The following is a 25639-nucleotide window of genomic DNA, read 5'->3' on the forward strand; positions in this document are numbered from 1 at the left end:
GGTGAACAAACCAAGAAACTTCGGCTATCTCTGATTCGTCGCCGATTCGTTCCGGCTTTGAGCGGAACGTTAACGGCGAGAGCTGAAAACACCCTCGAAATGATTGAAGCGCGTTAGGAAACATCAATAATTTCATAATGTTGTGCGAAGCAGATTGGCCAGCCACGACCATTCACCGGCAAAGGTTAACCGCAGTGCTCGCTTGGATGCCACTTGCATAAATCGGGCCAGTTTCCGTGATTCAGCATGTGGTGAGACTCGCCGACAGAAAACCCAGATGTAGCCGTGAACAAACCCTGAATCAGCGCGAGTCAGTGATTCGTCGCTGATTCGTTCCAGACTCGTTCCAACTGTTAATCGGGAACAGATTTTCTGGCTTCGAACCAACCAATCGGCCTGCCCTCGGCATATTCCGCTTTCGCTTCGCGCCCGAAATCCCTATGTGTCGCCTGTCATACGCGGCCAATATGGGCGCGCTCCCGACAATGCGAGGCAGAGAGCCTTATTTCCAGGCCGATGAACATCTATCCGAAACACACTGAACCGCTGATCCTGTCGGGTCGAGACGTGACGGCCGTGCTCGGCCCGACCAATACCGGCAAGACCCATCTCGCGATCGAGCGCATGGTGGCGCACGAAAGCGGCGTCATCGGCCTGCCGCTCAGGCTGCTTGCCCGCGAGGTCTATACGCGCGTCTGCGAGAAGGTCGGCGCCCATAAGGTGGCGCTCATCACCGGCGAGGAAAAGATCCAGCCGGCGGGCGCGAAATACTCGGTCTGCACCGTGGAAGCGATGCCGCGCGAGACCGACGCCGCCTTCGTTGCCATCGACGAGGTCCAGCTCGCCGGCGATCTCGAACGCGGACACATCTTCACCGATCGCATCCTGCATCTGCGCGGCCGCCAGGAGACGCTGCTGCTCGGCGCCGCCACCATGCACGGCATTCTGCAGCGCCTGCTGCGGGGCGTGTCGGTAGTGACGCGACCACGCCTGTCGCATCTTGCCTATGTCGGCTCGAAGAAGCTGACCCGCCTGCCGCGGCGCACGGCGATCGTCGCCTTCTCGGCCGACGAGGTCTATGCCATCGCTGAGCTGATCCGCCGCCAGCAGGGCGGTGCCGCCGTCGTGCTCGGCGCACTCAGCCCGCGCACCCGCAACGCCCAGGTGGCGCTGTTCCAGTCGGGCGACGTCGACTACCTCGTCGCCACCGACGCCATCGGCATGGGCCTCAACCTCGACCTCGACCACGTCGCCTTCGCCCAGAATCGCAAATTCGACGGCTACCAGTACCGCAACCTGACGGCGGCCGAGCTCGGCCAGATTGCCGGCCGCGCCGGCCGGCATCTGCGCGACGGCACCTTCGGCGTCACCGGCCAGGTCGATCCGCTGGATGATGAACTGGTCAACAAGATCGAGGCGCATGATTTCGATCCGGTGAAAGTGCTGCAGTGGCGTACCGCGCATTTCAATTTCGCCAGCCTCGATGCGCTGAAGCGCTCGATTGAGACCAACGCCCCGGTAGAAGGCCTGACGCGCGCACTGCCGGCAGTAGACGCGCAGGCGCTCGAGCATCTGTCGCGCGACGACGACATCCGGGCACTCACCACCGATGCCAGGCGCGTGGCGCTGCTTTGGGAAGCCTGCGCGCTGCCCGACTACAGGAAGATCGCGCCGGCCCAGCATGCCGACTTGATCGCCTCCATCTACATGGACCTTGCCAGGCATGGCCATGTCGACGAGAACTACATGGCCGAGCAGGTGCGCCGTGCCGACACAACCGAAGGCGACATCGACACGCTGTCGCACAGGATTGCCCAGATCCGCACATGGACCTTCGTTTCCAACCGGCCCGGCTGGCTGGCCGATCGGGCACACTGGCAGGAAAAGACGCGCGAAATCGAAGACAGATTGTCGGATGCGCTGCATGAGCGGTTGACGAAACGTTTTGTAGACCGCAGGACTTCCGTCCTCATGCGGCGCCTTAGAGAAAACACGATGCCTGAAGCCGAAATCAGCCCAACCGGAACCGTCCTCGTCGAAGGCCATCATGTCGGCGAGCTGCAGGGTTTCCGCTTCACCGCCGACCAGAGCGCCGGCGGCGAGGACGCCAAGGCGGTACGGGCGGCGGCGCAGAAGGCGCTTGCCGCCGAGTTCGAGGCGCGGGCCGAGCGCTTCGGCGCCTCTGCCAATGGCGACATCGCCCTGGGTTCGGATGGCACGCTACGCTGGATCGGCGCGCCGATCGGCACGCTGGTCGCCGGCGAAGACGCTTTGAAGCCGCGTCTCGTTCTGCTCGCCGACGAGCAACTCACCGGCCCGGCACGCGACAAGGTTGCGGCGCGCGCCGAGCGCTTCGTCAACTTCCAGATCGAATCCCTGCTGAAGCCGCTGGTCGATCTCAAGAATGCCGAGCAGATCACCGGCATCGGCCGCGGCATCGCTTTCCAGCTTGTCGAGCATCTCGGCCTCATCAACCGTCGCGACATCGCCGACGAGATGAAGTCGCTCGACCAGGAAGGCCGCGCGGCGCTTCGCCGTCTCGGAGTGCGCTTCGGCGCCTACCATGTCTTCGTCCCGGCGCTGATCAAGCCGGCGCCGGCCGGGCTGATAACGCTGCTGTGGGCGCTGAGAAACGACGGCAAGGACAAGCCCGGCTTCGGCGATGTCGTTCACGCACTGGCCTCCGGCCGCACCTCGGTGGTCATCGATCCGACCTTCGACAAGACCTTCTACAAGCTTGCCGGCTACCGCAATCTTGGCCGGCGTGCTGTACGCGTCGATATTCTCGAACGGCTGGCCGACCTGATCCGGCCGGCGACCAACTGGAAGCCGGGCCTCGGCCCTCGCCCCGACGGCGCCTATGACGGTCAGTCGTTCATGGTGACGCCGCCGATGATGTCGATCCTCGGCGCCACCGCCGACGACATGGAAGAAATCCTGAAGGGACTCGGCTATCGCGCCGATGCCAAACCGGCGGCCGAGGTCAAGGCGCGGCTCGAAGCACAGGACAATGCCGCGCGTGAAGCTGCCGCTGCAAAGCAGGCGGCGGAAGAGGCTGCGCGAGTCGAGCAGGCGAGGATGGCGGAAGCAGCTGCCGCGGCAGAGCCGCCGGCGGAGGCTTCGGAACCTGTGTCGGATGCGGCTCCTGTTGCGGAGGCGGCGGCCGAAGCTGTGACCGAAGCGACGGCAGAGCCTGTCGCGGAAGCTCCAGCCCCTGAAGCTGCGGCAGAAGTCACGCAAGAGACCCGGCCCGCCGCGGAGGCGACTGCTGAAGCGCCTGCGGAACCAGCGGCCGAGCCAAGGGCGGAACTTGGGGCGGAAACTGAGGCTGCGGCACCGGCAGAACCGCCGGTTTTCGAAACTATGGAAACATCGCCGGCCGAACCTGCGACGACGGCGGAAGCCGTCGCCGGCGAGCCCGCTCCAGAGGCCGAGGAGCCAAAACCCGTTCTGTTGTGGCGGCAGGGCCGTTTCGACCAGCGCCCGCGTCATCGCCAGCATGACAACCGCCCCCGGGACAATCATCGGGACAATCGCGCGCGCAATGGTCAAGCTGCGCCGGACAGCCGCAGCGATGCGCCGGCAGATGCCGGCGGACAACCGGCGCCGGGCGACCGGCCCGCCCGTCAGGGGCGCCACGACCAGCGCGACGGCGCCGGCAAGCCGCGCTTCGATCGCAGCAAGTTCAAGCCCAGGCCGCAAGGCGAGGCGGCAGATCAGCGCGCCGGCAAGCCGCAAGGTGAACGCCCGGACCGGCGCGAAAACCGGCCCGACTGGAAGGCTGGCCGGCAGGACGGCAAAGGCGGCGCCCAAGGCGCAAAACCCGCCTTCCAGCCAAAGCCGCGTGAGGAACGCCCGGTCCGCTTCGACCCGGACTCGCCCTTCGCCAAGCTCGCCGCGTTGCGCGACCAGCTGAAGAAGTAGGCTGCTCGTCCAATGGTCACTGATGCCCGCCAGCGCATCGACAAGTGGCTGTTCTTCTCGCGCGCGGTAAAATCGCGCACGCTGGCAGCCAAGCTGGTCGTCGCCGGACGCGTCCGCATCAATCGCGACAAAGCAGCGCAGGCCTCCGATACGGTCCGGCCGGGCGACGTTTTGACCATCACGCTGGAGCGGCGGATCTCCGTCTGGAAAGTCCTTGGCACCGGCGCACGGCGTGGCCCGGCCGAAGAGGCCCGCCTGCTCTACGAGGACATGTCGCCGCCCCCCGCGCCCAAGGACGAGGCGCTTCCGGATGCGGTGCCGCCGTTGCGCGAGGCCGGCAGCGGTCGCCCGACGAAGAAGGAACGCCGCCAGACCGACCACCTGCTCGGCGACGATTGAGCAAGGTCGAACGCCCGCTTTGCCGGCCTTCCGGAATTCCATTCCGGAAACCGCGGCACCGCTGGCAGGGGCCGCCCTTGCCACCAGCGGACAAAGGCGTTACCTCACCAAAAAAGCCCAATAAAATGGGACGTCCCGGAGCCGACCAATGACCTATGTCGTGACCGACAATTGCATAAAATGCAAATACATGGACTGCATCGAGGTCTGTCCGGTCGACTGCTTCTACGAAGGTGAGAACATGCTCGTCATCCACCCGGACGAGTGCATCGATTGCGGTGTCTGCGAACCGGAATGCCCGGCCGACGCGATCAAGCCCGACACCGAGTCGGGTCTCGACAAATGGCTGCAGATCAACACCGAATATGCCGAGAAATGGCCCAACATCACCGCCAAGAAGGAGCCGCCGGCCGACGCTAAAAATTTCGATGGCGAAACTGGCAAGTTCGAGAAATATTTCTCCCCCGAGCCCGGCGAAGGCGACTGACGAGCCTGCCGGCTGCGGCGGCCTGACGCCGCGTAACAGACGTGATACATTAACTGCCTTGACAGGCGGCGACGGCGCGTGGCCTTCGCGCGTGCAGCAAAACCTTGATTCTTCCGACTTTTTGTGTTATATCAACCAAACATGCCGGTGACACAACGTCGATTTATGGCGCAAACGCCCCAAATCACTGAAAGGTGAATTTCTCAATCCGGACCAGAGCGATCTGGGGCAGGCGGTCGCAATGTTGCGATTTGCCGGTCCTGGCCTTTCCGGTGAGTTCATCGTTGTGTGGCTAAGGACCGGTCACCCCGGTCGCACGAGTTCGGGCCGGCACGATGCCGGTACCACAACAAGGAGTTCAGGGCGTAATGGCAACGATCACCCCGCAGAAGAAGTCCACCGCAGCGCGCCACGGTTTCAAGACCGGCGAGTACATCGTCTATCCGGCGCATGGTGTCGGCCAGATCGTCTCGATCGATGAGCAGGAAGTCGCGGGCCACAAGCTGGAGTTGTTCGTCATCGACTTCCAGAAGGACAAGATGCGCCTCAAGGTGCCGGTCGCCAAGGCGACCTCGATCGGCATGCGCAAGCTGTCGGAAGAGGATTATGTCGAGCGCGCGCTGAAGGTCGTGCAGGGCCGCGCCCGCGTCAAGCGCACCATGTGGTCACGCCGTGCCCAGGAATATGATGCCAAGATCAACTCCGGCGATCTGATCTCGATCTCGGAAGTGGTGCGCGACCTTTACCGCGCCGATAACCAGCCGGAGCAGTCCTATTCCGAGCGCCAGCTCTACGAGGCGGCCCTCGACCGCATGGCCCGCGAGATCGCGGCCGTCAACCGCATGTCGGAGACCGAAGCGGTGCGCCTCATCGAGGTGAACCTCAATAAGGGCCCGAAGCGCGGCGCCAAGGCCGACAACGAGGAAGCCGAGCAGGAAGAAGCCGCCTGAGCTTTTTTGCTTTCGAATTCAGAAAAACCCGGCCTTGCGCCGGGTTTTTTGTTTTGGCTGACCGGCGAGAATGCATATCTAACCTTCGCCGCCGTCCTCCCTTTCCGCCTCGTGCTTTAGTGTGGCGATGAACCGCTTGGTCCGCTGGCGTTCCGGGTTGCTGAACAGCACCGCGGCCGGGCCTTGTTCGACGATGTTGCCGGCATCGAGGAACACCACTTCCCGCGCGATCTTGGAGGCGAGCCGCAGGTCATGCGTCGCCATCACCATGGTCGTGCCCTCGCTGGCGAGCTTGCCGAGCACGTCGACCACCTCCTGCGCCAGTTCCGGATCGAGTGCCGAGGTCGGCTCGTCGCAGAGCAGGACCTTCGGCGAAGGCGCCAGCGCCCGGGCAATCGCCACGCGCTGCTGCTGGCCACCTGACAGGGTCGCCGGCCAGGCATCGGCCTTGTGCGCCATGCCGACCTTTTCGAGCAGGGCCAGCGCCCGTTCGCGCGCCCTCTCCCTGGGCCATTTCAGCACCGTCACCAGCCCCTCCATGATGTTCTCGATCGCGGTGCGATGCGGAAACAACTGGAAATTCTGGAACACCATGCCGGTCTGCAGCCGCAGTCGCTGGATATCCCTGGTCGAGACCCTGCCGCCGGGGTGGAATTCGAGTGCATCGTCGCCGATCCGTACCGTGCCTGAAGTCGGCAGCTCGAGCAGGTTGATGCAGCGCAAAAGCGTGCTCTTCCCTCCGCCCGACGGCCCGACAAGCGCCGTAACGCTGCCTTCCTCGATGGTGACGGTCACGCCCTTCAGCACCAAATTGTCGCCGAAACGCTTTTCGATGTTGGTGAGGCCAATCATGCGCGCGCCTCCAGGAAGCCGCCATAACGGTTGAGCCGCGTTTCCAGCCGCGCCTGCAAGGCCGACAGCACGGAGCTCATGATCAGATAGAGGGCCGCTGCCTCGACATAGAGGATCAGCGGCTCATAGGTGGTGGCGACGATGCGCTGCGCTGCCTGGAACATCTCCGGCACGGTGATGGCGGCGGCGAGCGAAGTGTCCTTGACCAGCGAGATGAAGGTGTTGGACAGCGGCGGCACGGCGACGCGTCCCGCCTGTGGAAGAATGGTGCGCCGCATTGCCTGGGCCCAGGTCATGCCGATCGAATAGGCCGCTTCCCACTGGCCCTTGGGCACCGAACCGATGACGGCGCGGATGATTTCCGACGAATAAGCACCGATGTTCAAGGTGAAGCCGATCAGTGCTGCCGGAAAGGCGTCGAGCAGGATGCCGACCGATGGCAGGCCGTAGAAGATAAGGAACAGTTGCACGAGAAGCGGCGTGCCGCGGAATATCCAGACGTAGAAGCGGACCACGGCGACCAGCGGTTTGGGACCGAACAGCCGGACAAGCGCCACAACCAGGCCTAGGACAAGACCGAATGCAAACGACAGCAGCGTCAACGGCACGGTGAAGATCAGTGCAGCCCACAGCAGCGTAGGCAGGGATTCCAGCATCAATTGCAGCCAGTGCGGCACGAAGGCTCCTCCTTGCCAGATTGCCGTCGCTCATATCACGCGAAAGCGGCGGGCCGTCAAAAGACAGCTCGCCGCGATATGAACGACGCGGGCCGGCGTTCGGCCCACACGAGAAAGCCGTTTTACTTCGAAACGTCCTGGCCGAAATAGGTGTCGGCGATTTTCTGGTAGGTGCCGTCGGCCTTGATGTCGGCCAGCGCCTTATTGATGGCGGCCACCAGTTCCGGATCGCCCTTGCGTACGATGACGCCGGAATAGTCGGCGTTTTCTTCCTGCGCGGCAATCTTCACATTGGCGTCGGGCTTGTGCTTCTTGAAGTCGAGGAAGGACAGGCTGTCGTTGATGGTGGCGTCGGCGCGGCCGGTAAGAAGCAGCTGGATCGACTGGTCGAAGCCGTCGGTGCCGACGAGCTCGGCGCCGTTGGTTTCAGCCAGCTTGCCGAAGTTCGAAGTCAGCGACTGCGCCGCCTTCTTGCCCTTGAGATCGGCGAAACCCTTGATGTCGGTGTTGTCGCCGCGCACGATCAGCACCGCCTTGGAGGCGATGTAGGGATCGGAGAAATCATATTTGGCCTTGCGCGCCTCGGTGATGCCGACCTCGTTGATGACGGCATCGTAGCGGTTGGCATCGAGACCGGCGATCAGCCCGTCCCATTTGCCTTCGAGGAACTGGGCCTTGACGCCGAGGCGCTCGGCGATGGCCCGCGCGATCTCGACGTCGAAGCCAACCAGCGCACCGGAAGCATCATGATAGGTGAAAGGCGCATAGGTTCCTTCCGTGCCGACCTTGAAGACGCCGGACTGCTTGATCTGGTCGAGATTGGCGCCGGCGTGACCGGCGGCGATGGCCAGAACCTGCAGCGTTCCGGCGATGATGAGCGATTTGAGCCATTTCATTTTTCTGTGATCCCGTCCTTGGCCGATGTCCGGCGTCATTGCGAGTGCCGGAAAATGACAGATGCGCGATGCCAGAATAAGAAACTAAATTTCAAAAATCTCGCGCCCTTGAAATCCAATTCTCAACCAGTATCTCCCGGCGCCGTCCGGCTGAGTCAAGGCCGGTGGCGAATCGCCTGGAACAGCGCAATCGACATGACAGTCCGGGGGAACATTCCCCCGCATGGCACGTTCTTCGCTGTTGTAGGGCGCGGCGCCGCCATTTCAACCATCGGCGCCAACTCACGATTCGATCGCACCGCAACGCCTGGAGCAGGAGCGCGGCATGATGGAAGACAGTGCAGGACGGACCATGGTTCGCGCGGCGATGAAAGCCCCTTATCTGGAACGTGACGAAGAGCATCTCCTGGCGCTGCGCTGGAAGGAAAACAATGACCAGCACGCGCTGCACCGCATCACCGTCGCGCATATGCGGTTGGTCATTTCCATGGCGTCGCGGTTTCGCCACTACGGCCTTCCGCTGGGCGACCTGATCCAGGAAGGCCATGTCGGGCTGCTGGAGGCAGCGGCCCGTTTCGAGCCCGAGCGCGAGGTGCGGTTCTCGACCTACGCGACTTGGTGGATTCGCGCCTCGATGCAGGACTATATCCTGCGCAACTGGTCGATCGTGCGCGGCGGCACTAGCTCGGCGCAAAAGGCGCTGTTCTTCAACCTGCGGCGTCTGCGCGCCCGCCTGGCAAACGGCGCCGAGCAGATGTCGAATGCCACGCTCTACCGCGAAGTGTCGGCGGCTCTCGGGGTATCGGAGGCCGATGTGGCGATGATGGATTCCCGCCTTTCGGCGCCGGACAGCTCGCTCAACACGCCGCTAGCCGACGATGCGGGCGCAACCGAGCGGATGGAGTTCCTGGTTTCGGATGACCCGCTGCCCGATGAGGTCGTCGGCGATACGATCGACGTCGAACGCCGCTCGGTGTGGCTGAAGACGGCACTCGGCGCTCTCAATGCGCGCGAGCTCAGGATTATCGAGGAACGCCGGCTGAGCGACGAGGGCGCGACGCTCGAAGCGCTCGGCGAGACGCTCGGCATCTCCAAGGAACGTGTCCGGCAGATCGAGGCGCGCGCCATGGAAAAGCTCAAGGCGGCGCTGGTAAAGCAGAATCCGGAATTTCTCGCAGCCTGAATCGCGTCGGCTGCTATTTGTCGGTGACGATCTTGACCTTGTCGCCGGCCGAAACCGCGGCACCCGGCGACAGCGCGTTGAGCACCCTGAACAAATCCAGCTTGCGGTCGACGCCGACCATCTGTGCGGCCAGGGAGCCCATTGTCTGGCCGGGCTGCACCGTGACGATGCGGATACGCAGTGGCTTCAGCGCTGCCTTCTCGGCAGCACTCAGGATGCGGAACGAGCCGCTGACCGAGCGCGCCACCGTGCTCAGCGAGGTGCTGGCCGAAGGTGCCGCGGTCAGCAAGCGGTAGACCTGGCCGCCGGCGCGGATCACCGCAATATCGAATTGCCAGCCATCGGCGCCGGCATGCGCGGTTGCCGCTTCGTTGCCGTTGATCGTCTCCTGGCGCACGCTGCTGTCGTCGAGGCCGGCAACCCAACCGCTGCGGATGTAGTCGGTCAGCGAGCGGTTCTTGTCGATCGAAACGCCGTCGAAGCGGATCGCCATGTCGCCCGGGCCGGTCGCCGTCACCGCCGCCGCCGAATTGTCGATGACGAAGCCGTTGGGCACCGAGAACGACACGCCGAGGCCAGGGTGCAGGAAGGTTTCGCCGCGCACATAGCCTTCCTCCGGCGTGTCGCCGTAAAGCAGCCCGTCTACGCCGGCAAGAAATGAATCGCGGTCGCGCGACCCGACACCGGGCGCGCCGAACTGGCGGGCGTGGCGCTGCGCGAGGTCTATACGCTGCGGCGTGTTGGGGTGCGTCGCCAGGAAGTCGAGGCTGGCGTCGGTAGCGCCGCTGATTGAGCGGAAATCGGTATAGGCCGACATCGACTGCAGGAAGCGGCCGGCGGCGTAGGGATCGAAACCGGCTTCGCCGATCGACTTGATGCCGATGGCGTCGGCCTCCAGCTCCTGATTGCGCGAGAACTGGGCCAGCCTCAGCTTGCCGCGGATCAGCGCCGCCTTGGCGGTCGGGTTGTCGCCGAGCACATCCGAAACGACCTTGGTCGCCAACCCCTCCTCGGCTTCCAGTTGCTGGCGCTGCAGGCCGTGGTTGGCCGTAACGTGGCCCATCTCATGCGCAATGACGGCGGCAAGCTCGGCCGAATCGTTGGCCAGCGCCAGCAGGCCGCGGGTGATGTAGAGATAACCGCCCGGCAGCGCGAAGGCATTGACGTTGGGCGAGTTGAGGATGGTGATGCGGTAGGTCTGGGTTGGGTTGGCCGACACCACGGTCAGTCTGCCGACGATCTTGGCCACCATGCGCTCGAGCTTGGGGTCGGAATACTCGCCGCCATAGGTGGCGAGGATGCGCGGGTGCTGCGCCTTCGCCAGTTGAGCGAGCTTGCCGTTGGCGGCGACATTGTCGACCGTGATCGGCTTGTCTGAGGGCTGAAAGCCTGATTCCTGCACGTCGGGAGGCGTGAACATCTGGCAGCTTGCCAGCGCCACGGCGAGACCGGCCAGCGCCAGAAAGCGCGCCAGCGGTTTCACCCTCCGATTGTCGATGCCGGTCGGCAGATCGGCTTCCTTTCAAGTCCTGGCACGTGACCGCGAAAATCGGGCGCGATTTCCGGAAAGCATCACGCGCAAAATCAAGTGCTACGGCGTCCTTCGTGCGTCCGACAGATGCGAGGCAGCAAGGGCAAATCACGGTCTAGGCCGGACCAGCTCCTGGCGGACCTAGCCACACTACCTCGACCATGGCAAGCAAGCGCCGCTTCGCCTTCCGCCGGTTTGACCATAAATTATGTCCGCTTCCGGGCAACATCTCGTGATCCAACCGCAAACGGACCCGAGCCGATATAGCGTCGGAATGCCTCCGGTCCAGCCCCGACGAAAAAATCGGCCGCGGTGCCCGTCGCGGCAACCGTGCCACCATCCAGGAAAACCATGTTTTGGCCGATACGGCGCGCATCGTCCGGCTGGTGCGTGACGAATAGCACCGTCATGCACTGCTCCGAATGGACGTCGGCCACCAGGTCGAGCATGTCGTCGCGCAGTGCCGGTCCGAGCGAAGCGAACGGCTCGTCGAGCAACAACACCGGCCGGTCGCGCACCAGGACACGGGCGAGCGCGACGCGCTGCCGCTCGCCGCCGGAGAGTTCGCGCGGCAGCCGGCTTTCCTTGCCGGCAAGGCCGACGCGCTTCAGCGCTGCGGCGATTGCGGCGCGGTCAGCGTCGCTCAGCCTGAGCGAAGGCGAGCGGCCGAGCCCGACATTCTGCTCGAGGGACAGATGGGCAAACAGGTTGTTTTCCTGGAACACCATCGATACCGGCCGCGCTGATGGCGGCGCAGTGCTGACGTCGGCGCCGCCGATCAGCACGCGGCCCGACCGCGGCGTCTCGAAGCCGGCCACCAGATTGAGCAGCGTCGACTTTCCCGAACCGCTCGGCCCCATGATGGCGGTGATTTCCGACGCCGGGAAATCAACATCGAATATAAGCGGCGTTTCACCATAGCTGAACGAGACATTATCGAGCCGCACGGCCGCGCCTTTTTCGACGGAAATGGACCGTTCCGGGCTGATCGGCATCATGATTTCTCCCTCCTTCCCAGCCAGTCTGCGGCCAACACCAGCGCCAGGCAGACAAGGCCGAGCAGCAGCGCCAGGCCGGCCGCATCCTCGGTGCGGTAACTGCCCATGCGCGCCAGCAGCAGATAGGGCAAGGTCTGCACGGAATCGCTGCCGAATAGCGCAATGACGCCGAGATCGCCGAGCGACAGCGCCATGGCGAACGCGAAGCCGGTGGCGAGCGGCCGCCGCAGCGACGGCCAGTCGACCAGCCGCAACCGGTTCCAGCCCAAGATACCAAGCTGTGCGCAGAGCCGTTCGTGGCGTTCGCTCGCCGCGTCATAGGCAGGGCGAATGGCGCGGATGGCGAACGGCATCGCCATCACCGCATTGACCGTAACGACCATGACAGGGGCGATCGCAAAGACATCGCCGACGGTGCGCAAGAGCAGGAACCAGCCGGCGCCGATGACGATGGGCGGCACCACCAGGACGAACCCCGCACCGGTGTCGGCCAGATGTTCGAGCAGTGTCCGCCGGCCCTGCCGCCGGGTGAGCGCCAGCGCCCGGCGCGCCACGACCAGCGACAGCGACAACGCCACAGAGAGCAGCGCCGATAGGAGGGAGAGCACGGCACTGGTCGCCGTCGCTTGCCGCACCGCGCTCTCGCCGGCCAGGCGGCCGAGATCGGCGCCAAGCCCGGCTGCCAACGTGGCCGCCATCGGCCCGGCGACAAACAGCAGTGCGAGCCCGATCGCCAATGCGTTCAGCACGGTCTCGGCCGCACCGGCTGAAAAATACCGGCGCGGCGCCACCGGCAGATTGGCATCCCCGACCATATTGGCGCCGAGCCGCGTCAAGGCCAGCACGACGACGAAGGTCAGGGCAATCTGCAGCAGGGTCAGCGTCACAGCCCGCGCCGGGTCGAAGTCGAAACGCAGCGCCTGGTAGATGGCAACCTCCAGCGTCGTCGCTCTGGGTCCGCCGCCGAGCGTAAGCACGATGGTGAAGGAGGTGATGCACAGCATGAAAACGAGCCCGGCAACGCCCGGCAAGGCCGCACGCAGCGGCGGCCATTCGATCAGCCGGAAGGCCGGCGCAGCCCCCATGCCAAGCTGGCTCGCCAGCCGCCATTGGTCGGCCGGCACGGTCTGCAGCGCTTCCAGGAACAGCCGCGTCGCCAGCGGCAGGTTGAAGAAGACGTGGGCGACGAGAATGCCCGACAGGCCATAGATGCCGGGCCAGCTCTGCCCGCCAATCGCGCCGAGCGTGCCGGCGAAATACCCGGCGCGGCCATAGAGTGCCAAGACACCGAGTGCGGCAACAATGGCCGGCAGCGCCAGCGGCACGGCGAAAAGCTGCAGGATAAAGCCTCGCCCGAAAAAACGCGGATGCCGCGACAGGGCGCGCGCGACGAACAGCGCCGGTGCGACGGAGAGCAGGGTCGACAACAGAGCCTGCCAGAGCGTGAAGCGGGCAACACGCAGGAGATAGGAATCGAAGGCGGAAGCGGCGCCGGACAGGTCGCGTGTGGCTTCGACGACGAGCCCGGCGAATGCCCCGCCGATCAGCAGCGCGATGGCGGCGAGCGCGACGATGCCGGCAGTGACGCGGGGATCGGCCGGATGACGCGTACGCATGTCGCGCTACCCGACACTACGACAGGTGTTGATCGAAGGAAATACCTGACAATGGCCGAGCCCACCCCTCTCTGGCCTGCCGGCCATCTCCCCCTCAAGGGGGGAGATTGCGCACTCAGCCGCCTTCGCCAATCTCACAAGTGGCAGGACGAGGAGAGGCGACAAAGCTGCCGATCTCCCCCCTTGAGGGGGAGATGGCCGGCAGGCCAGAGGGGGGTGGCTTGGCGCAAACATCCGACGAGGCTTGAGCCCTACTTGCTCATCGCCGCAAGCCACTCATCGACCCAGGCCTTGCGGTTGGCCGCGACGTCTTCCGGGCTGAACAGCAAGGTCTTGGTCGGCTTGACCAGCTTGTCGAACGCCGGGTTGAGCGGCTTGTCGGTTTTGCCGGCCGGGAACATCCAGTTGGTTTCGGGAATGACATCCTGGAATTTCGGTCCGGTCATGAAGGCAATGAACTTTTCTGCCAGCGGGTTCTTCGCACCCTTGGTGGTGATCCCCGCAACCTCGATCTGCAGATATTCGCCCTCCTCGAAGGACGCCGCCTGGTAGCGCTCGGTGTTTTCGGCGACCATGTGGTAGGCCGGCGAGGTGGTGTAGGACAGCACCATCGGCGCCTCGCCCTTGGTGAACAGGCCGTAGGCCTCGCTCCAGCCCGGCGTTACCGTCAGCACCTTCGCCTTGAGTTTGGCCCAGGCTTCCGGCGCCTTGTCGCCATAGACCGACTTGACCCACAGCAGCAGGCCAAGGCCCGGCGTCGAGGTGCGCGGATCCTGGATGACGATCTTCTCTCCGGCATCGCCCTCGACCAATTCCCTGAGGCTCTTCGGCGGGCTCTTCAGTTTTTCGGTATCGTAGACGACGGCGAAATAGCCATAGTCGAACGGCACGAAAATATCGTCGCTCCAGCCGCCCGGCACATTGACGCCCGACACGGCGCCGTGCGGCGAAAACAAGCCGGTTGCCTTGGCGTCGGCGGTTAAGTTGGTATCGAGGCCAAGTACGATATCGGCCTTGGTCGCGGCGCCTTCCAGCTTCACACGGTTGAGCAGCGCCACGCCGTCGGCGACCGAGACGAATTCGACGACGCAACTGCATTCGGCCTCGAAGGCCTTCTTCACCGCCGGTCCCGGACCCCAATCGGCGGTGAAGCTTTCATAGGTGTAGACCGTCAATCTATCCTGTGCCGATGCCTGCCCTGGCAGGGCGAGCGCGGATGCCGCAAGCAGGACAATCGAGACAAGAGAGTGGAAAAAACTGCGCATCGGCGCCTCCTTCGTTCGCGTTGAAAGGAATTGAGGCGTCGGGCTGTCCGAAACGTCTAATCCCTCCGCCGGTACAAACCGGATCAGGTTCAGCGGGTTGGCAGTCTTGCCTCTCAGCCGGTCCGCGAAGATCGCGTCCGGCACCCCGTTAGAGCGTTGCGACACATAGGCCCGGCCGAAGTGCTGCGCAAGCGGAAGTTTGCCGGGCATCCAAAGCCCAGCCTTCCGTTTCGTCTGCCGTTTCATCTTCCGTTTCCGGGGCAGGGCTGGTAAGGGCCACGAGATATGAGCACATTCACCATCCTGCTTGGCGGCGATCTCATCCGCACGCCGCTGCTCGACCGCCAGGTCGAAGGCTCGCGTGTCATCGCTGCCGACGCCGGCATCGGCCATGCCCGTATGCTGGGCCTGAGGCCGGAACTCTGGGTCGGCGATTTCGATTCGGTGCCTGCCGATTTGCCGGAAGATCTGGCCGCCGTGCCACGGCAGGTGTTTCCCGCTGAAAAGGACAAGACCGACGGTGAACTCGCTATCGCCGCCGCACTCGAACGTGGTGCGACCAGCCTTGTGCTCGCAGGCGCCTTCGGCGGCAAACGTACCGACCACATCTTCCTGCATCTGGCGCTAAGCATCCGGCTGGCGGAAGGCGGGACGGAAGTGCTTTTGACCAGCGGCGCACAGGAAGGCATTCCCTTGCTGCCGGGAAAGACTGGCTTCGACTATGCCGACGGCACGCTGTTTTCGGTGCTCGGCTTTTCGGATCTCGCCGGCCTGACAGTCACCGGCGCCAAATGGCCGCTCGACCATGTCGAGGTTGCGTTCGGCTCGTCGCTGACCATTTCCAACGAGGTCAGGGGCCGGTTGGAAATCGCGCTGGCCAGCGGCCGCGCGCTGCTGCTCGCACATCCCTATCCTCTTCCGGAAAGCTGAGCCCAGAAAGCCGACATGGCGCCGCCGCTTCTCAATCTCGACGGGATAAAGCTGACCTTTGGCGGCACGCCGCTGCTCGACGGTGCCGCCCTGACGGCCTCTGCTGGCGACAAGATCGCCCTGGTTGGCCGCAACGGCTCTGGCAAGTCGACGCTCCTCAAGATCGCCGCCGGGCTGATCGAACCGCAGGACGGCGAAGTCTTCCGCCAGCCTTCGGCGACCGTGCGCTACTTGCCGCAAATGCCCGACATGGACGGCTTTGCGACTGTCCGCGCCTATGTCGAGGCGGGGCTCGGGCCGGCCGACGATCCCTACCGCGCCACCTATCTGATGGAGCATCTCGGCCTGACCGGCGAGGAACGGCCGAACGATCTCTCCGGCGGCGAGGCGCGGCGCGCCGCCCTCGCCCGCGTCATGGCGCCGGAGCCCGACATTCTCCTCCTCGATGAGCCGACCAATCATCTTGACCTTTCGGTCATCGAATGGCTGGAGGAGGAGCTTGCCCGCACCTCCTCGGCACTGGTCGTCATCTCGCATGACCGCCGTTTTCTCGAACGCGTGTCGCGCGCCACAATCTGGCTCGACCGCGGCCAGACTCGCCGTCTCGACAAGGGCTTTGCCTATTTCGAGGAATGGCGCGACACGGTGCTGGAGGAGGAAGAGCGCGAGCAGCACAAGCTCGGTCGCCAGATCGTGCGTGAGGAGCACTGGCTGCGCTATGGCGTGACAGCGCGGCGCAAGCGCAACATGCGCCGGCTCGGTGAGTTGCAGATCATGCGCCAGCGCTTTCGCGGCCACCGCGGCGCCGAGGGTGCGGCGACGATGACAGCCAGCGACGCCGCCGAATCCGGCAAACTGGTGATCGAAGCCAAGAACATCGAGAAGAGCTTTGGCGATCTGACCGTGGTCAAGGGATTCTCGACCCGCATCCAGCGCGGCGATCGCGTCGGTCTGGTCGGGCCGAACGGCGCCGGCAAGACGACGCTGTTGAAGATGCTGACCGGCGAATTGAAGCCGGACGCGGGCACGGTGCGGCTCGGCACAAATCTGGAGATCGCCACGCTCGACCAGAAGCGCGAAGCCGTCGACCCGCAGGAGACATTGGCGCAGTATCTGACCGACGGGCGCGGCGAGAACCTCGTCATCAATGGCGAGCAGCGCCACGTCGTCTCTTACATGAAAGACTTCCTGTTCAAGCCGGAACAGGCGCGCACGCCGGTGCGCGAGCTTTCGGGCGGCGAGCGGGCACGGCTGATTCTCGCACGCGTTTTGGCGCGGCCGGCAAACCTGCTTGTGCTCGACGAGCCGACCAACGATCTCGACATGGAGACGCTGGAGCTGCTGCAGGAACTGGTCGCCGGTTTTGCCGGCACGGTGATCCTGGTCAGCCACGATCGCGATTTCCTCGACCGCACCGTGACCAGCATCATCGCGCCGGATGGTGACGGCCGCTGGATCGAATATGCCGGCGGCTATTCCGACATGCTTGGGCAGCGCGGCGGCACCAGGCTGGACGACCGCAGGGCGCGGCCAAAAGCAGAAGCCGGTGAAGCGACGGCGGCAAGCAGGAACGAAGCGGCCGCACCGAAGGGCCCGGCCAAGAAACTGTCGTTCAAGCAGAAATTCGCGCTGGAAACCTTACCCAAGAAGATCGAGGCGGTGTCGGCCTCGATCTCGCGGCTGGAGAACAACATCGCCGATCCGGCCTATTACGAGCGCGACCCGGCCTCGTTCCAGAAGACGATTGCCGCGCTCGACAAGGAGCGCGTCACACTGGCAGCGCTCGAGGAGGAATGGCTGGAACTCGAGATGCTAAGGGAAGAGATGGAGGGATGAGAGGTTGCGTGCACGCTCATATGCGCCTACATTATGCGCATAAATGGGAGCGGCTGTATGCTTCAATCGAAGCCAAAAACCCAAAGAAAGTCGGTTAATACATCGATCGACTCCCGATTGATCGAGGATGCCAAGGCGTTGGGCATCAATATATCCCGCGCTGCGGAAGAGGGCATCGCCAAGGCGATTTCGGCCGAAAAAAACCGCCGGTGGCAGGAGGAAAACAAGGAAGCGATCGACAGTTCGAATGACTATGTCAGGCGCAACGGCTTGCCTCTGGCCAAGCACCGGCTGTTTTGATGGCACGTTATGATTTCTACCAGAGTGCCGAAGGCGACGGTTACCTTCTCGATGTCCAATCCGACCTTCTGGGACGGCTCGACACGAAGGTCGTCGTCCCGCTGATGCCAGCCAACAAGGCCCCAGTGCCGGGCCGCCGGCTAAACCCTATCTTCACCGTCAACGGTAAGGACCATGTCATGGTCACTCAATTCATGTCAGCCTTGATGACCTCTGAATTGCCCGTTGCCGAAGGAAATCTTTCTCGCCATCACGACGACATCGTGAGCGCGCTCGACATGCTGTTCCAAGGCTTCTGAGCCAGAGAGGCGTTGGGCTGGTGAGCCGGCCTCACCCCGCCGTCTTTGTCTGCCAGGCCTTTAGCGCCTCGTCGAACACCTTCTCGCCTGGAATGCCCTTTTCCATGGTGAGCAGCGCCCGCCGCCCGGTCTTGTAGACGACCGGCACATCGATCCAGTCCTGACCTCTGAGCAAGGTCAGATTGGCGTCTTCATCCGCCTTGGTATCGTTGAGCGCAACCAGGAAGAAACCGTCGGCGATCTTGGCCGGGATGCCGATCAGCGGGCTTCCGGCATCCTGCTCGGAGCCCTTCATGGCGACACGCAGGATGTTGTCGACGCCGCCGCCCTCGAAGCCGTCAGGCGTCAGGAAGATCATCTCGATAATATGGCTGGCCGGCAGCGTCTGGTCGGTGTTGCGACGGATCGTCATGCGCAACTGGATATCCTTGCCTGGAATGGTCGCCTCGGCGCGGATCGCCGGCTCGGGCGGCAGGTCGCCGCCGGGCGATTCCTGCACCAGCGACCAGACGATGTTGCCGGGCTCGGCCGAGCCTTGAGCGGTGCTGGTGCGCTCCTCGTAGAAGATCGCCTTCTGGCCGACGGCCAACGTGGCTTGCGGCGGAACTGCCGTTGGTGCCGCTGCCGGTGCGGGCGGCGGGGCGGCCGCTGCAGGCGCTGCTGCCCCGTTGGCGGGCGGCGTTGCGGGAGTTGGTGCAGCGGACCCATCGACTGCTGGAGCATTGGCCGTGGCTTGCGTGTCGGCGGGTGCGGCCGGTGCCGGCGCGGCGGGTGCCGGGGTGGTCGGCGCTTGTGCGGCCGATGGCGGCGTGGTCAGTGCGGCGACGGATTCGCCTTCGCCGATGCCCGCCTGCCCGGCCGCGGGGCCGGGATCGACTTCGTGGCCCTCGGGCGTCAGGCGCTGCGTGAACTTCGCGCCCTCGCCGGCCTCCGTCGGAGGCGCGGCGGCCGGTACGGCCGCATCGGCCTCAGGCTTGGGCGGGGCTGGTTTTACCAGCGGTTCGGTGGCGACGGCTTTGGTCGAGTCGAGGCCGAGCATGCTGCCGAACGCATCCTTGTTCAGCCAGATGCCATAGCCACCACCGGCAATGACGAGCAAGGCAATGGCGGCGGCGATCACACCGCCATAGCTACGCCTGCGCTCGGCAGGATGGAGCCGCTGGAACCTGTCCTCCGCGGGCCCGCCGTCGTTGGAAAAGTCGTCGCCCCGAAAAACGCCGTCTTGGCCGTCAGCCGTCGGAAGATCCATATCGGACGGCGGCGGACCAGCGCGCTCCTGAGAAAGAGCGACGGGCTGCGGCTTTTGCCAGTTCGGCGCCGCCTTGGCGGGCGTGGGCTGCCAGGCCGGCCCGGTCTTTGCCGGCTCGGTCTTGGCCGGCTGCCATGCCGGCTCCGTCTTTGCTGGCTGTCGGATATGGCTGGACTGGTTCTTGTTGCGGTCGATGGAGGAGAAGATGTCCTCCAGTTCCGCCAGCGGGTCGGGTGGCGGCGCAGGCTTGGCATAGTCCCGCTCGACTTTGGCGATGGCGTCTTCCAGTGCACGCATCTGCCGGTCGACATCGGAAGGCGTCATCGTGGCCTTCTCTGCGAGTTGTTTCGCGATTGACGAACGGGCCCTGTCATAGACCCTGGCGCGCACTTCCGCCGACGGCTCACCGAGTTTATCGAGCGCCTTTTTCAGAATAGGAACAAAATCTACCATACGTCAGTCGACCTGCATTTGTTTCTGGGCCGGCCCCCGCAAATCAGCCGCAATGCCCGGAAGGCTGAGAAACTAGTCTTGAAACGGATCGGTCACAAGTATCGTGTCGTCCCGTTCAGGGCTGGTGGAAAGGAGTGCGACCGGCGCGCCGATCAGCTCTTCGATGTAGCGGACGTACTTCACCGCCTGGGCCGGCAGGTCGTTCCAGCTACGCGCGCCGGCAGTGGTGCCTTTCCACCCCTCCAGCGTCTCGTAGACCGGTTCGACGCGGGCCTGCGCACCCTGGCTGGCCGGCAGGTAATCGATCGCCTCGCCGTCGAGTCGGTAGCCGGTACAGACCTTGATCTCGTCCAGCCCATCGAGCACATCGAGCTTGGTCAGCGCAATGCCCTTGATGCCGTTGACGGCGACGGCCTGGCGGACCAGCACGGCATCGAACCAGCCGCAGCGCCGCTTGCGGCCGGTGACGACGCCGAATTCATGGCCGCGCGTGCCCAGGAACTCGCCGATCTCGTTCTTCTGTTCGGTTGGAAACGGGCCTTCGCCGACGCGCGTCGTATAGGCCTTGGTGATGCCGAGCACATAGCCGATGGCGCCCGGCCCGACACCCGACCCGGCGGCGGCCTGACCGGCAACCGTATTGGACGAGGTGACGAACGGATAGGTGCCGTGGTCGATGTCGAGCAACGTGCCTTGCGCGCCCTCGAACAGGATGCGCTCGCCGGCGCGGCGCTTGTCGTCGAGGATTTTCCAGACGCGGTCCATATAGGGCAGGATCTCGTCGGCCACCGAGATCAGCTCGCTCATGATCGCCTCATGCGTGACCTCGGCATGGCCGAGCCCGCGCCGCAGCGCATTGTGGTGCGTCAGCAGCCTGTCGACCTTCAAGGGCAGCGTTTCCAAATCCGCCAAATCCATCACCCTGACCGCGCGCCGGCCCACCTTGTCTTCATAGGCGGGACCGATGCCGCGACGGGTCGTGCCGATCTTCGTTCCGGAATTGGAAGCGGCGTCCTCGCGAAATCCGTCCAGCTCCCGGTGCAAGGACAGGATAAGCGCGGTGTTTTCGGCTATTTTCAGGCGGTCTGGCGTCACCTCGACGCCTTGCGCCTTCAATTTCGCAACCTCCGCGACGAAAGCGTGCGGATCGAAGACGACGCCGTTGCCGATGATGGAAAGCTTGCCTTGCCGCACCACGCCGGACGGCAGCAGCGACAGCTTGTAGACCTTGCCGTCGACGACCAGCGTGTGGCCGGCATTGTGGCCGCCCTGGAAGCGCACGACAACATCGGCGCGCTCCGACAGCCAGTCTACGATCTTGCCTTTGCCCTCATCGCCCCATTGCGAGCCGACGACCACCACATTGGCCATATTTCTTTTCCCTTGAGACGCCGCACGAGCAGCTTGAAACAATTCGAAACGATAGGCCTCTATCGCATCGGCCCCCAAAATCGGAATCGATTTTCGGAAAAGCACGACGCGAGATTAAAGCCTTCCGACGCGTACTTTGTAGCGTCCAATTGCACGCACGTCGCTCTATAGCGTCAAGACCCGGCGAGCGCGACCACTCTTTGCCGCCCAAAGCGCTCCGAGGCACAACAATTTTCGCCTTTGACATCATTTACTTGGGCTGGCGGTCGCAATAGGCCCACACCGACCGTCAAATTCCCTCTGCCTGGCCGGGAGTTCACGATGCATCGAGCCGCCTATCTGTTCCTGCTGTTCACCACCTTGCTGTGGGGCGGCAACTCCGTGGCGGGAAAGCTGGCGGTCGGTCATATCTCGCCGATGACGCTGGTCTTCCTGCGTTGGCTGCTGGCGGTTCTGATCCTGCTGCCGATCGGCTGGGGAACGCTACGCCAAGACTGGCCGGTGGTGCGCAGGCACTGGTTGCTGCTTGGCGGGCTCGGCGCTTGCGGCTTCGCCTTTTTCAATGCGATCTTCTACACGGCGCTCAACTACACGACGGCGATCAACGTCTCGATCGAGCAGGCGGCGATACCGATCGTGATCATCATCGCCAATTTCGTGCTGTTTCGCCTGCGGGTGAACCGGGTGCAGATAGCTGGCGTCGTGCTGACCATCATTGGCGTCGCGGTGACGGCGAGCCATGGCGACCTGCGCCAGCTTCTCAAGCTGGATCTCAACTTTGGCGACGCGATCATGTTGGTCGCCGTGCTTTGCTACTCCTTCTATTCGGTGGGGTTGCGGCTGAAGCCGGTCATCCGCTGGCAGAGCCTGATGCTGGCGCTGTCGGTTGCCGCACTCGTCACATCGCTGCCTTTCTTCCTGTGGGAGATTGCCGCCGGCAAGGTCATTGTCCCCGATGCCCGCGGCTGGGCGGTCGCGTTCTATACCGCCATCGGTGCTTCGGTCATCGCGCAGATCTTCTATATCAGGGGCAACGAGCTGATCGGCGCCAACCGGGCCGGCCTGTTCATCAATCTGGTGCCGATCTTCGGTACGCTGCTATCGGTGCTGATTGTCGGTGAGACATTCCAGCTCTATCAGGCGCTGGCTCTCGCGCTGGTGCTCGGTGGCATCAGCCTCGCCGAATACAGCGGACGGAAGATGGCGGCATCCGCTGCTGAATGAAGTCGCTTGCCGCGACGTTCCACCGCCCCGCGTGCTGCTGCACACGGGGCGACCGAATTTCAGGCTATCCCCACATCGAAATGCAGCCGCTTGGCGGAGTCGATCGACTTGTGCGAGCGCACCTGCGCCAACACGTTTTCCGGGAACGGCGCATCGAGATAGAGCAATGCGATGGCATCGCCGCCCGGCCGGTTGCGGCCGAGCTGGAAGTTGGCGATGTTGACGCCGTTCTCGCCGCACACCGTGCCGAGCAGACCGATGATGCCGGGCGCGTCGGCATTGGTCGTGTAGAGCATGTGCTGGCCGACCTCTGCGTCGAGATTGATGCCCTTGATCTGGATGAAGCGCGGCTTGCCGTCCGAGAAACAGGTGCCGGCGATCGAGCGCGTCCTGTGCTCGGTCTTGACCGTCAGCTTGATATAGCCGTCGAACACGCCCGACTTGTCACGCTTGACCTCGGCGACGATGATGCCGCGCTCCTTCACCATGATCGGCGCCGACACCATGTTGACGTCGGAGACCTGCGGCCGGATCAGCCCGGCAAGGGTGGCACTGATCAGCGCGCGCGTGTTCATCGTCGCGGTCGAGCCGTCGAACAGTATCTCGACCTCCTTGATCGGATCCTCGGTGACCTGTCCGACAAAGGCGCCGAGCACTTCGGCAAGCTTGACGAAAGGTTTCAGCCGCGGCGCCTCTTCGGCGGTGATCGACGGCATGTTGATGGCGTTGGAAACGGCGCCCTTGATCAAATAGTCGGACATCTGCTCGGCGACATGCAGGGCGACATTCTCCTGCGCTTCGGTGGTCGACGCGCCGAGATGCGGCGTCGCCACGACATTCTCCATGCCGAACAGTGCGTTGTTGTCCGCCGGTTCGACCTCGAACACGTCGATGCCGGCGCCGGCCACCTTGCCGCTCTTCAGCGCCGCGATCAGGTCGGCCTCGACGATCAGCCCGCCACGGGCGCAGTTGATGATACGCACGCCGTTCTTCATCTTGGCGATCGCCGCGGCGTCGATGATGTTGCGCGTCTTGTCGGTAAGCGGCGTGTGCAGCGTGATGAAGTCGGCGCGGGCGAACAGCTCGTCGAGCTCGACCTTTTCGACGCCGAGCTCCTCGGCGCGGCTGTCCGACAGGAATGGATCGAAGGCGATGACATGCATCTTCAGGCCGACGCCGCGCGTAGCGACGATCGAACCGATATTGCCGCAGCCGATGATGCCCAGCGTCTTGCCGGTGATCTCGACACCCATGAAGCGGTTCTTTTCCCATTTGCCGGCGTGGGTCGAGGCGTTGGCCTCCGGTATCTGGCGGGCCAGCGCGAAGATCATGGCGACGGCATGCTCGGCGGTGGTGATCGAATTGCCGAAGGGCGTGTTCATCACGATGATGCCCTTGCGGCTCGCCGCCGGGATGTCGACATTGTCGACGCCGATGCCGGCGCGGCCCACGACCTTCAGCCTGGTCGCGGCATTGATCAGCTTCTCCGTGACCTTTGTCGCCGAGCGGATGGCCAGCCCATCATACTGGCCGATCACTTCGAGCAGTTTTTCCTTGTCCTTGCCGAGATCCGGCAAATAGTCGACCTCGATGCCGCGATCCCTGAAGATCTGCACGGCGGTGGTGGAAAGTTTGTCTGAGACGAGAACGCGGGGCATTGGCTTGGTCCTTTGCGATTGGCGTCCCTCCCCCTTGAGGGGAGGGTCGGCGCGAAGCGCCGGGGTGGGGTCGTTGCGGCCGGATGCGGCCAAATCTTTTTCTTTCTGGATGGCGGATCGTTGAGCGGGTGGAGGCGACCCCACCCGGCCCTTCGGGCCACCCTCCCCTCGAGGGGGAGGGAGTCAGGCCGCCGCTTTGAGCGACGCCTTTTGCGCGGCAAAGGCCCAGTCGAGCCAGGGCAGCAGCGCTTCGAGGTCGGAGGTCTCGACTGTCGCGCCGCACCAGATGCGCAGGCCGGGCGGTGCATCGCGGTAGGCGCCGATGTCGTAGGCGACGCCTTCCGTGTCGAGCGCCGAGACAATTGCCTTGGCGAACGCAGCCTGTCCATCGGCGTCGAGTGCAGCGACATCCGGATCGGTGAAGGAAAGGCAGACCGATGTGTTCGAACGCGTCGCCGGGTCTACGGCAAGATGGCCGAGCCAGGAAGATTTTCCGACAAAGCGATCGAGAACAGCGGCATTGGCATCCGCTCTGGTGACCAGCGCGTCGAGGCCGCCGATCGACTTCGCCCAACGCAGCGCGTCGAGATAGTCCTCGACGCACAGCATCGACGGCGTGTTGATCGTCTCGCCCTTGAAGATGCCTTCGATCAGCTTGCCCCCCGAGGTGAGACGGAAGATCTTCGGCAGCGGCCAGGCCGGTTTGTAGCTTTCCAGGCGTTCCACGGCGCGCGGGCTGAGGATCAGCATTCCGTGCGCGCCCTCACCGCCCAAGACCTTCTGCCAGGAGAAGGTGACGACGTCGAGTTTCTGAAAATCGAGCTTTTGCGCAAAGGCCGCCGAAGTGGCGTCGCAGATGGTCAGGCCCTTGCGTGTGGCCGGGATGAAGTCGCCGTTCGGCACGCGCACGCCCGACGTCGTGCCATTCCAGGTGAAGACCACGTCGCGGTCGAAGTCGATTTTGGTCAGGTCCGGCAGTGCGCCGTAGTCAGCCTCTAACCTGCGCACATCGGCGAGCCTCAGCTGCTTGACCACATCGGTGACCCAGCCGGAGCCGAAGCTCTCCCAGGCCACCATGTCGACGCCGCGCTCGCCGAGCAGCGACCACAGCGCCATTTCGACCGCGCCGGTATCCGAGGCCGGCACGATGCCGATGCGGTAATCCGCCGGAACCTGGAGGATTTCCCGCGTCAGCTCGATCGCTTGTTCGAGCTTGGTCTTGCCGATCTTGGCACGGTGCGAGCGCCCGAGCGCGGCATTTTTGAGCGCCTCGACCGACCAGCCGGGGCGTTTTGCACAGGGACCTGAGGAAAAATTGGGATTTGCCGGACGGAATCCGGGCTTCGTATGCGTCGTCATCGTGGTCTATCCTTCCAGATAGTGGCCCCTCGTTGGGGAGGGGTGGCCCACGGACGGCGATATGCGTTCAGGCTTTCGGCGTCAAGGGGAAAGTTTTTGTCGCTGCCGGGATATTGCCGGCGACGAAACGTAAACGGCGGGCCTACGACCCGCCATTGTCAACGCCTCGGCTTCGATCGAGC

The 25639-nt window shown here is 64.0% G+C and carries 21 protein-coding genes and 1 riboswitch; of the genes, 10 read left to right on the top strand and 11 right to left on the bottom strand.

The features are described from left to right. The first annotated feature begins 516 nt into the window (after window positions 1–516). From NKI70_RS04875 to NKI70_RS04890, 4 genes are all read left to right on the top strand, one after another. Window positions 517–3924 (top strand): helicase-related protein, encoded by a 3408-nt coding sequence (locus tag NKI70_RS04875; RefSeq protein ID WP_352696847.1) that lies wholly within the window; start codon window positions 517–519, stop codon window positions 3922–3924. A gap of 12 nt (window positions 3925–3936) precedes the next feature. Next, the gene (locus tag NKI70_RS04880; RefSeq protein ID WP_352696849.1) at window positions 3937–4323 is read left to right on the top strand and encodes an RNA-binding S4 domain-containing protein; all 387 of its coding nucleotides are present in this window, start codon (window positions 3937–3939) and stop codon (window positions 4321–4323) included. A 148-nt stretch (window positions 4324–4471) separates the two neighbouring features. Then, on the top strand, window positions 4472–4810 hold the full coding sequence (gene fdxA, locus NKI70_RS04885; protein WP_292664799.1) for a ferredoxin FdxA: 339 nt from the start codon (window positions 4472–4474) through the stop codon (window positions 4808–4810). A gap of 368 nt (window positions 4811–5178) precedes the next feature. After that, the gene (locus tag NKI70_RS04890) at window positions 5179–5760 is read left to right on the top strand and encodes a CarD family transcriptional regulator (RefSeq protein ID WP_006327799.1); all 582 of its coding nucleotides are present in this window, start codon (window positions 5179–5181) and stop codon (window positions 5758–5760) included. A gap of 78 nt (window positions 5761–5838) precedes the next feature. On the opposite strand, the gene NKI70_RS04895 is transcribed toward NKI70_RS04890, so the two are convergent. The 3 genes from NKI70_RS04895 to NKI70_RS04905 all read right to left on the bottom strand — a co-directional run bounded on the left by NKI70_RS04895 (window position 5839) and on the right by NKI70_RS04905 (window position 8185). After that, window positions 5839–6612 carry an amino acid ABC transporter ATP-binding protein gene (locus NKI70_RS04895; protein ID WP_352696851.1) on the bottom strand — a complete coding sequence of 258 codons (774 nt, stop codon included), beginning with the start codon at window positions 6610–6612 and terminating at the stop codon, window positions 5839–5841. Further along, window positions 6609–7289: an ABC transporter permease subunit gene (locus tag NKI70_RS04900; protein ID WP_352471183.1), complete on the bottom strand. Its 681-nt coding sequence runs from the start codon at window positions 7287–7289 to the stop codon at window positions 6609–6611. Before NKI70_RS04900 ends, NKI70_RS04895 begins: the two co-directional genes overlap by 4 nt. A 122-nt stretch (window positions 7290–7411) precedes the next feature. Then, on the bottom strand, window positions 7412–8185 hold the full coding sequence (locus NKI70_RS04905) for an amino acid ABC transporter substrate-binding protein (RefSeq protein ID WP_023721021.1): 774 nt from the start codon (window positions 8183–8185) through the stop codon (window positions 7412–7414). A gap of 325 nt (window positions 8186–8510) precedes the next feature. Between NKI70_RS04905 and NKI70_RS04910 the strand changes: the two genes are divergently transcribed. After that, window positions 8511–9368, top strand: a complete 858-nt coding sequence (locus NKI70_RS04910) for an RNA polymerase factor sigma-32 (protein ID WP_023680558.1) — start codon at window positions 8511–8513, stop codon at window positions 9366–9368. A 13-nt stretch (window positions 9369–9381) separates the two neighbouring features. On the opposite strand, the gene NKI70_RS04915 is transcribed toward NKI70_RS04910, so the two are convergent. The 4 genes from NKI70_RS04915 to thiB form a co-directional block, all read right to left on the bottom strand. After that, window positions 9382–10851, bottom strand: a complete 1470-nt coding sequence (locus NKI70_RS04915) for a M48 family metalloprotease (RefSeq protein ID WP_023680559.1) — start codon at window positions 10849–10851, stop codon at window positions 9382–9384. Between the two features lie 254 nt (window positions 10852–11105). After that, window positions 11106–11897, bottom strand: a complete 792-nt coding sequence (gene thiQ / locus NKI70_RS04920; RefSeq protein ID WP_352574749.1) for a thiamine ABC transporter ATP-binding protein — start codon at window positions 11895–11897, stop codon at window positions 11106–11108. Continuing rightward, window positions 11894–13513: a thiamine/thiamine pyrophosphate ABC transporter permease gene (gene thiP, locus NKI70_RS04925; RefSeq protein WP_352696853.1), complete on the bottom strand. Its 1620-nt coding sequence runs from the start codon at window positions 13511–13513 to the stop codon at window positions 11894–11896. Before thiP ends, thiQ begins: the two co-directional genes overlap by 4 nt. A gap of 251 nt (window positions 13514–13764) precedes the next feature. Next, window positions 13765–14778, bottom strand: a complete 1014-nt coding sequence (gene thiB, locus NKI70_RS04930) for a thiamine ABC transporter substrate binding subunit (protein ID WP_352724343.1) — start codon at window positions 14776–14778, stop codon at window positions 13765–13767. Window positions 14779–14821: 43 nt separating this feature from the next. Further along, window positions 14822–14936: riboswitch (TPP riboswitch) on the bottom strand. Window positions 14937–15063: 127 nt separating this feature from the next. On the opposite strand from thiB, the gene NKI70_RS04935 reads away from it, so the two are divergent. From NKI70_RS04935 to NKI70_RS04950, 4 genes are read left to right on the top strand one after another with little or no spacing between them, the layout of a single operon-like run. After that, window positions 15064–15708, top strand: coding sequence for a thiamine diphosphokinase (locus NKI70_RS04935; protein WP_352574743.1), 645 nt, complete (start codon window positions 15064–15066; stop codon window positions 15706–15708). A gap of 15 nt (window positions 15709–15723) precedes the next feature. Beyond that, window positions 15724–17544, top strand: coding sequence for an ABC-F family ATP-binding cassette domain-containing protein (locus NKI70_RS04940; RefSeq protein WP_352696857.1), 1821 nt, complete (start codon window positions 15724–15726; stop codon window positions 17542–17544). Window positions 17545–17601: 57 nt separating this feature from the next. Continuing rightward, entirely contained in the window at window positions 17602–17844 is a 243-nt protein-coding gene (locus tag NKI70_RS04945) for a type II toxin-antitoxin system CcdA family antitoxin (RefSeq protein WP_352569606.1), read from the top strand. Then, a complete protein-coding gene (locus NKI70_RS04950) occupies window positions 17844–18143 on the top strand; it encodes a CcdB family protein (RefSeq protein ID WP_352696860.1) in 300 nt (99 codons plus the stop codon). The genes NKI70_RS04945 and NKI70_RS04950 overlap by 1 nt, the downstream gene beginning before the upstream one ends. Window positions 18144–18174: 31 nt before the next feature. Here NKI70_RS04950 and NKI70_RS04955 read toward each other — a convergent pair whose 3' ends face one another. Then, window positions 18175–19845 carry a hypothetical protein gene (locus tag NKI70_RS04955; RefSeq protein WP_352569604.1) on the bottom strand — a complete coding sequence of 557 codons (1671 nt, stop codon included), beginning with the start codon at window positions 19843–19845 and terminating at the stop codon, window positions 18175–18177. Between the two features lie 72 nt (window positions 19846–19917). Beyond that, window positions 19918–21216, bottom strand: coding sequence for an adenylosuccinate synthase (locus NKI70_RS04960; protein WP_023680654.1), 1299 nt, complete (start codon window positions 21214–21216; stop codon window positions 19918–19920). A 321-nt stretch (window positions 21217–21537) separates the two neighbouring features. On the opposite strand from NKI70_RS04960, the gene NKI70_RS04965 reads away from it, so the two are divergent. Then, window positions 21538–22440, top strand: a complete 903-nt coding sequence (locus tag NKI70_RS04965) for a DMT family transporter (RefSeq protein WP_023680655.1) — start codon at window positions 21538–21540, stop codon at window positions 22438–22440. A gap of 59 nt (window positions 22441–22499) precedes the next feature. On the opposite strand, the gene serA is transcribed toward NKI70_RS04965, so the two are convergent. Together serA and NKI70_RS04975 are read right to left on the bottom strand one after the other, a co-directional pair. Continuing rightward, window positions 22500–24098, bottom strand: coding sequence for a phosphoglycerate dehydrogenase (gene serA, locus NKI70_RS04970; RefSeq protein WP_023680656.1), 1599 nt, complete (start codon window positions 24096–24098; stop codon window positions 22500–22502). A 183-nt stretch (window positions 24099–24281) separates the two neighbouring features. After that, window positions 24282–25457 carry a phosphoserine transaminase gene (locus NKI70_RS04975; RefSeq protein ID WP_352724344.1) on the bottom strand — a complete coding sequence of 392 codons (1176 nt, stop codon included), beginning with the start codon at window positions 25455–25457 and terminating at the stop codon, window positions 24282–24284. Between the last annotated feature and the right edge of the window lie 182 nt (window positions 25458–25639).

The sequence above is a fragment of the Mesorhizobium sp. M0500 genome (genome assembly GCF_040321165.1).
Classification (GTDB): Bacteria; Pseudomonadota; Alphaproteobacteria; order Rhizobiales; family Rhizobiaceae; genus Mesorhizobium.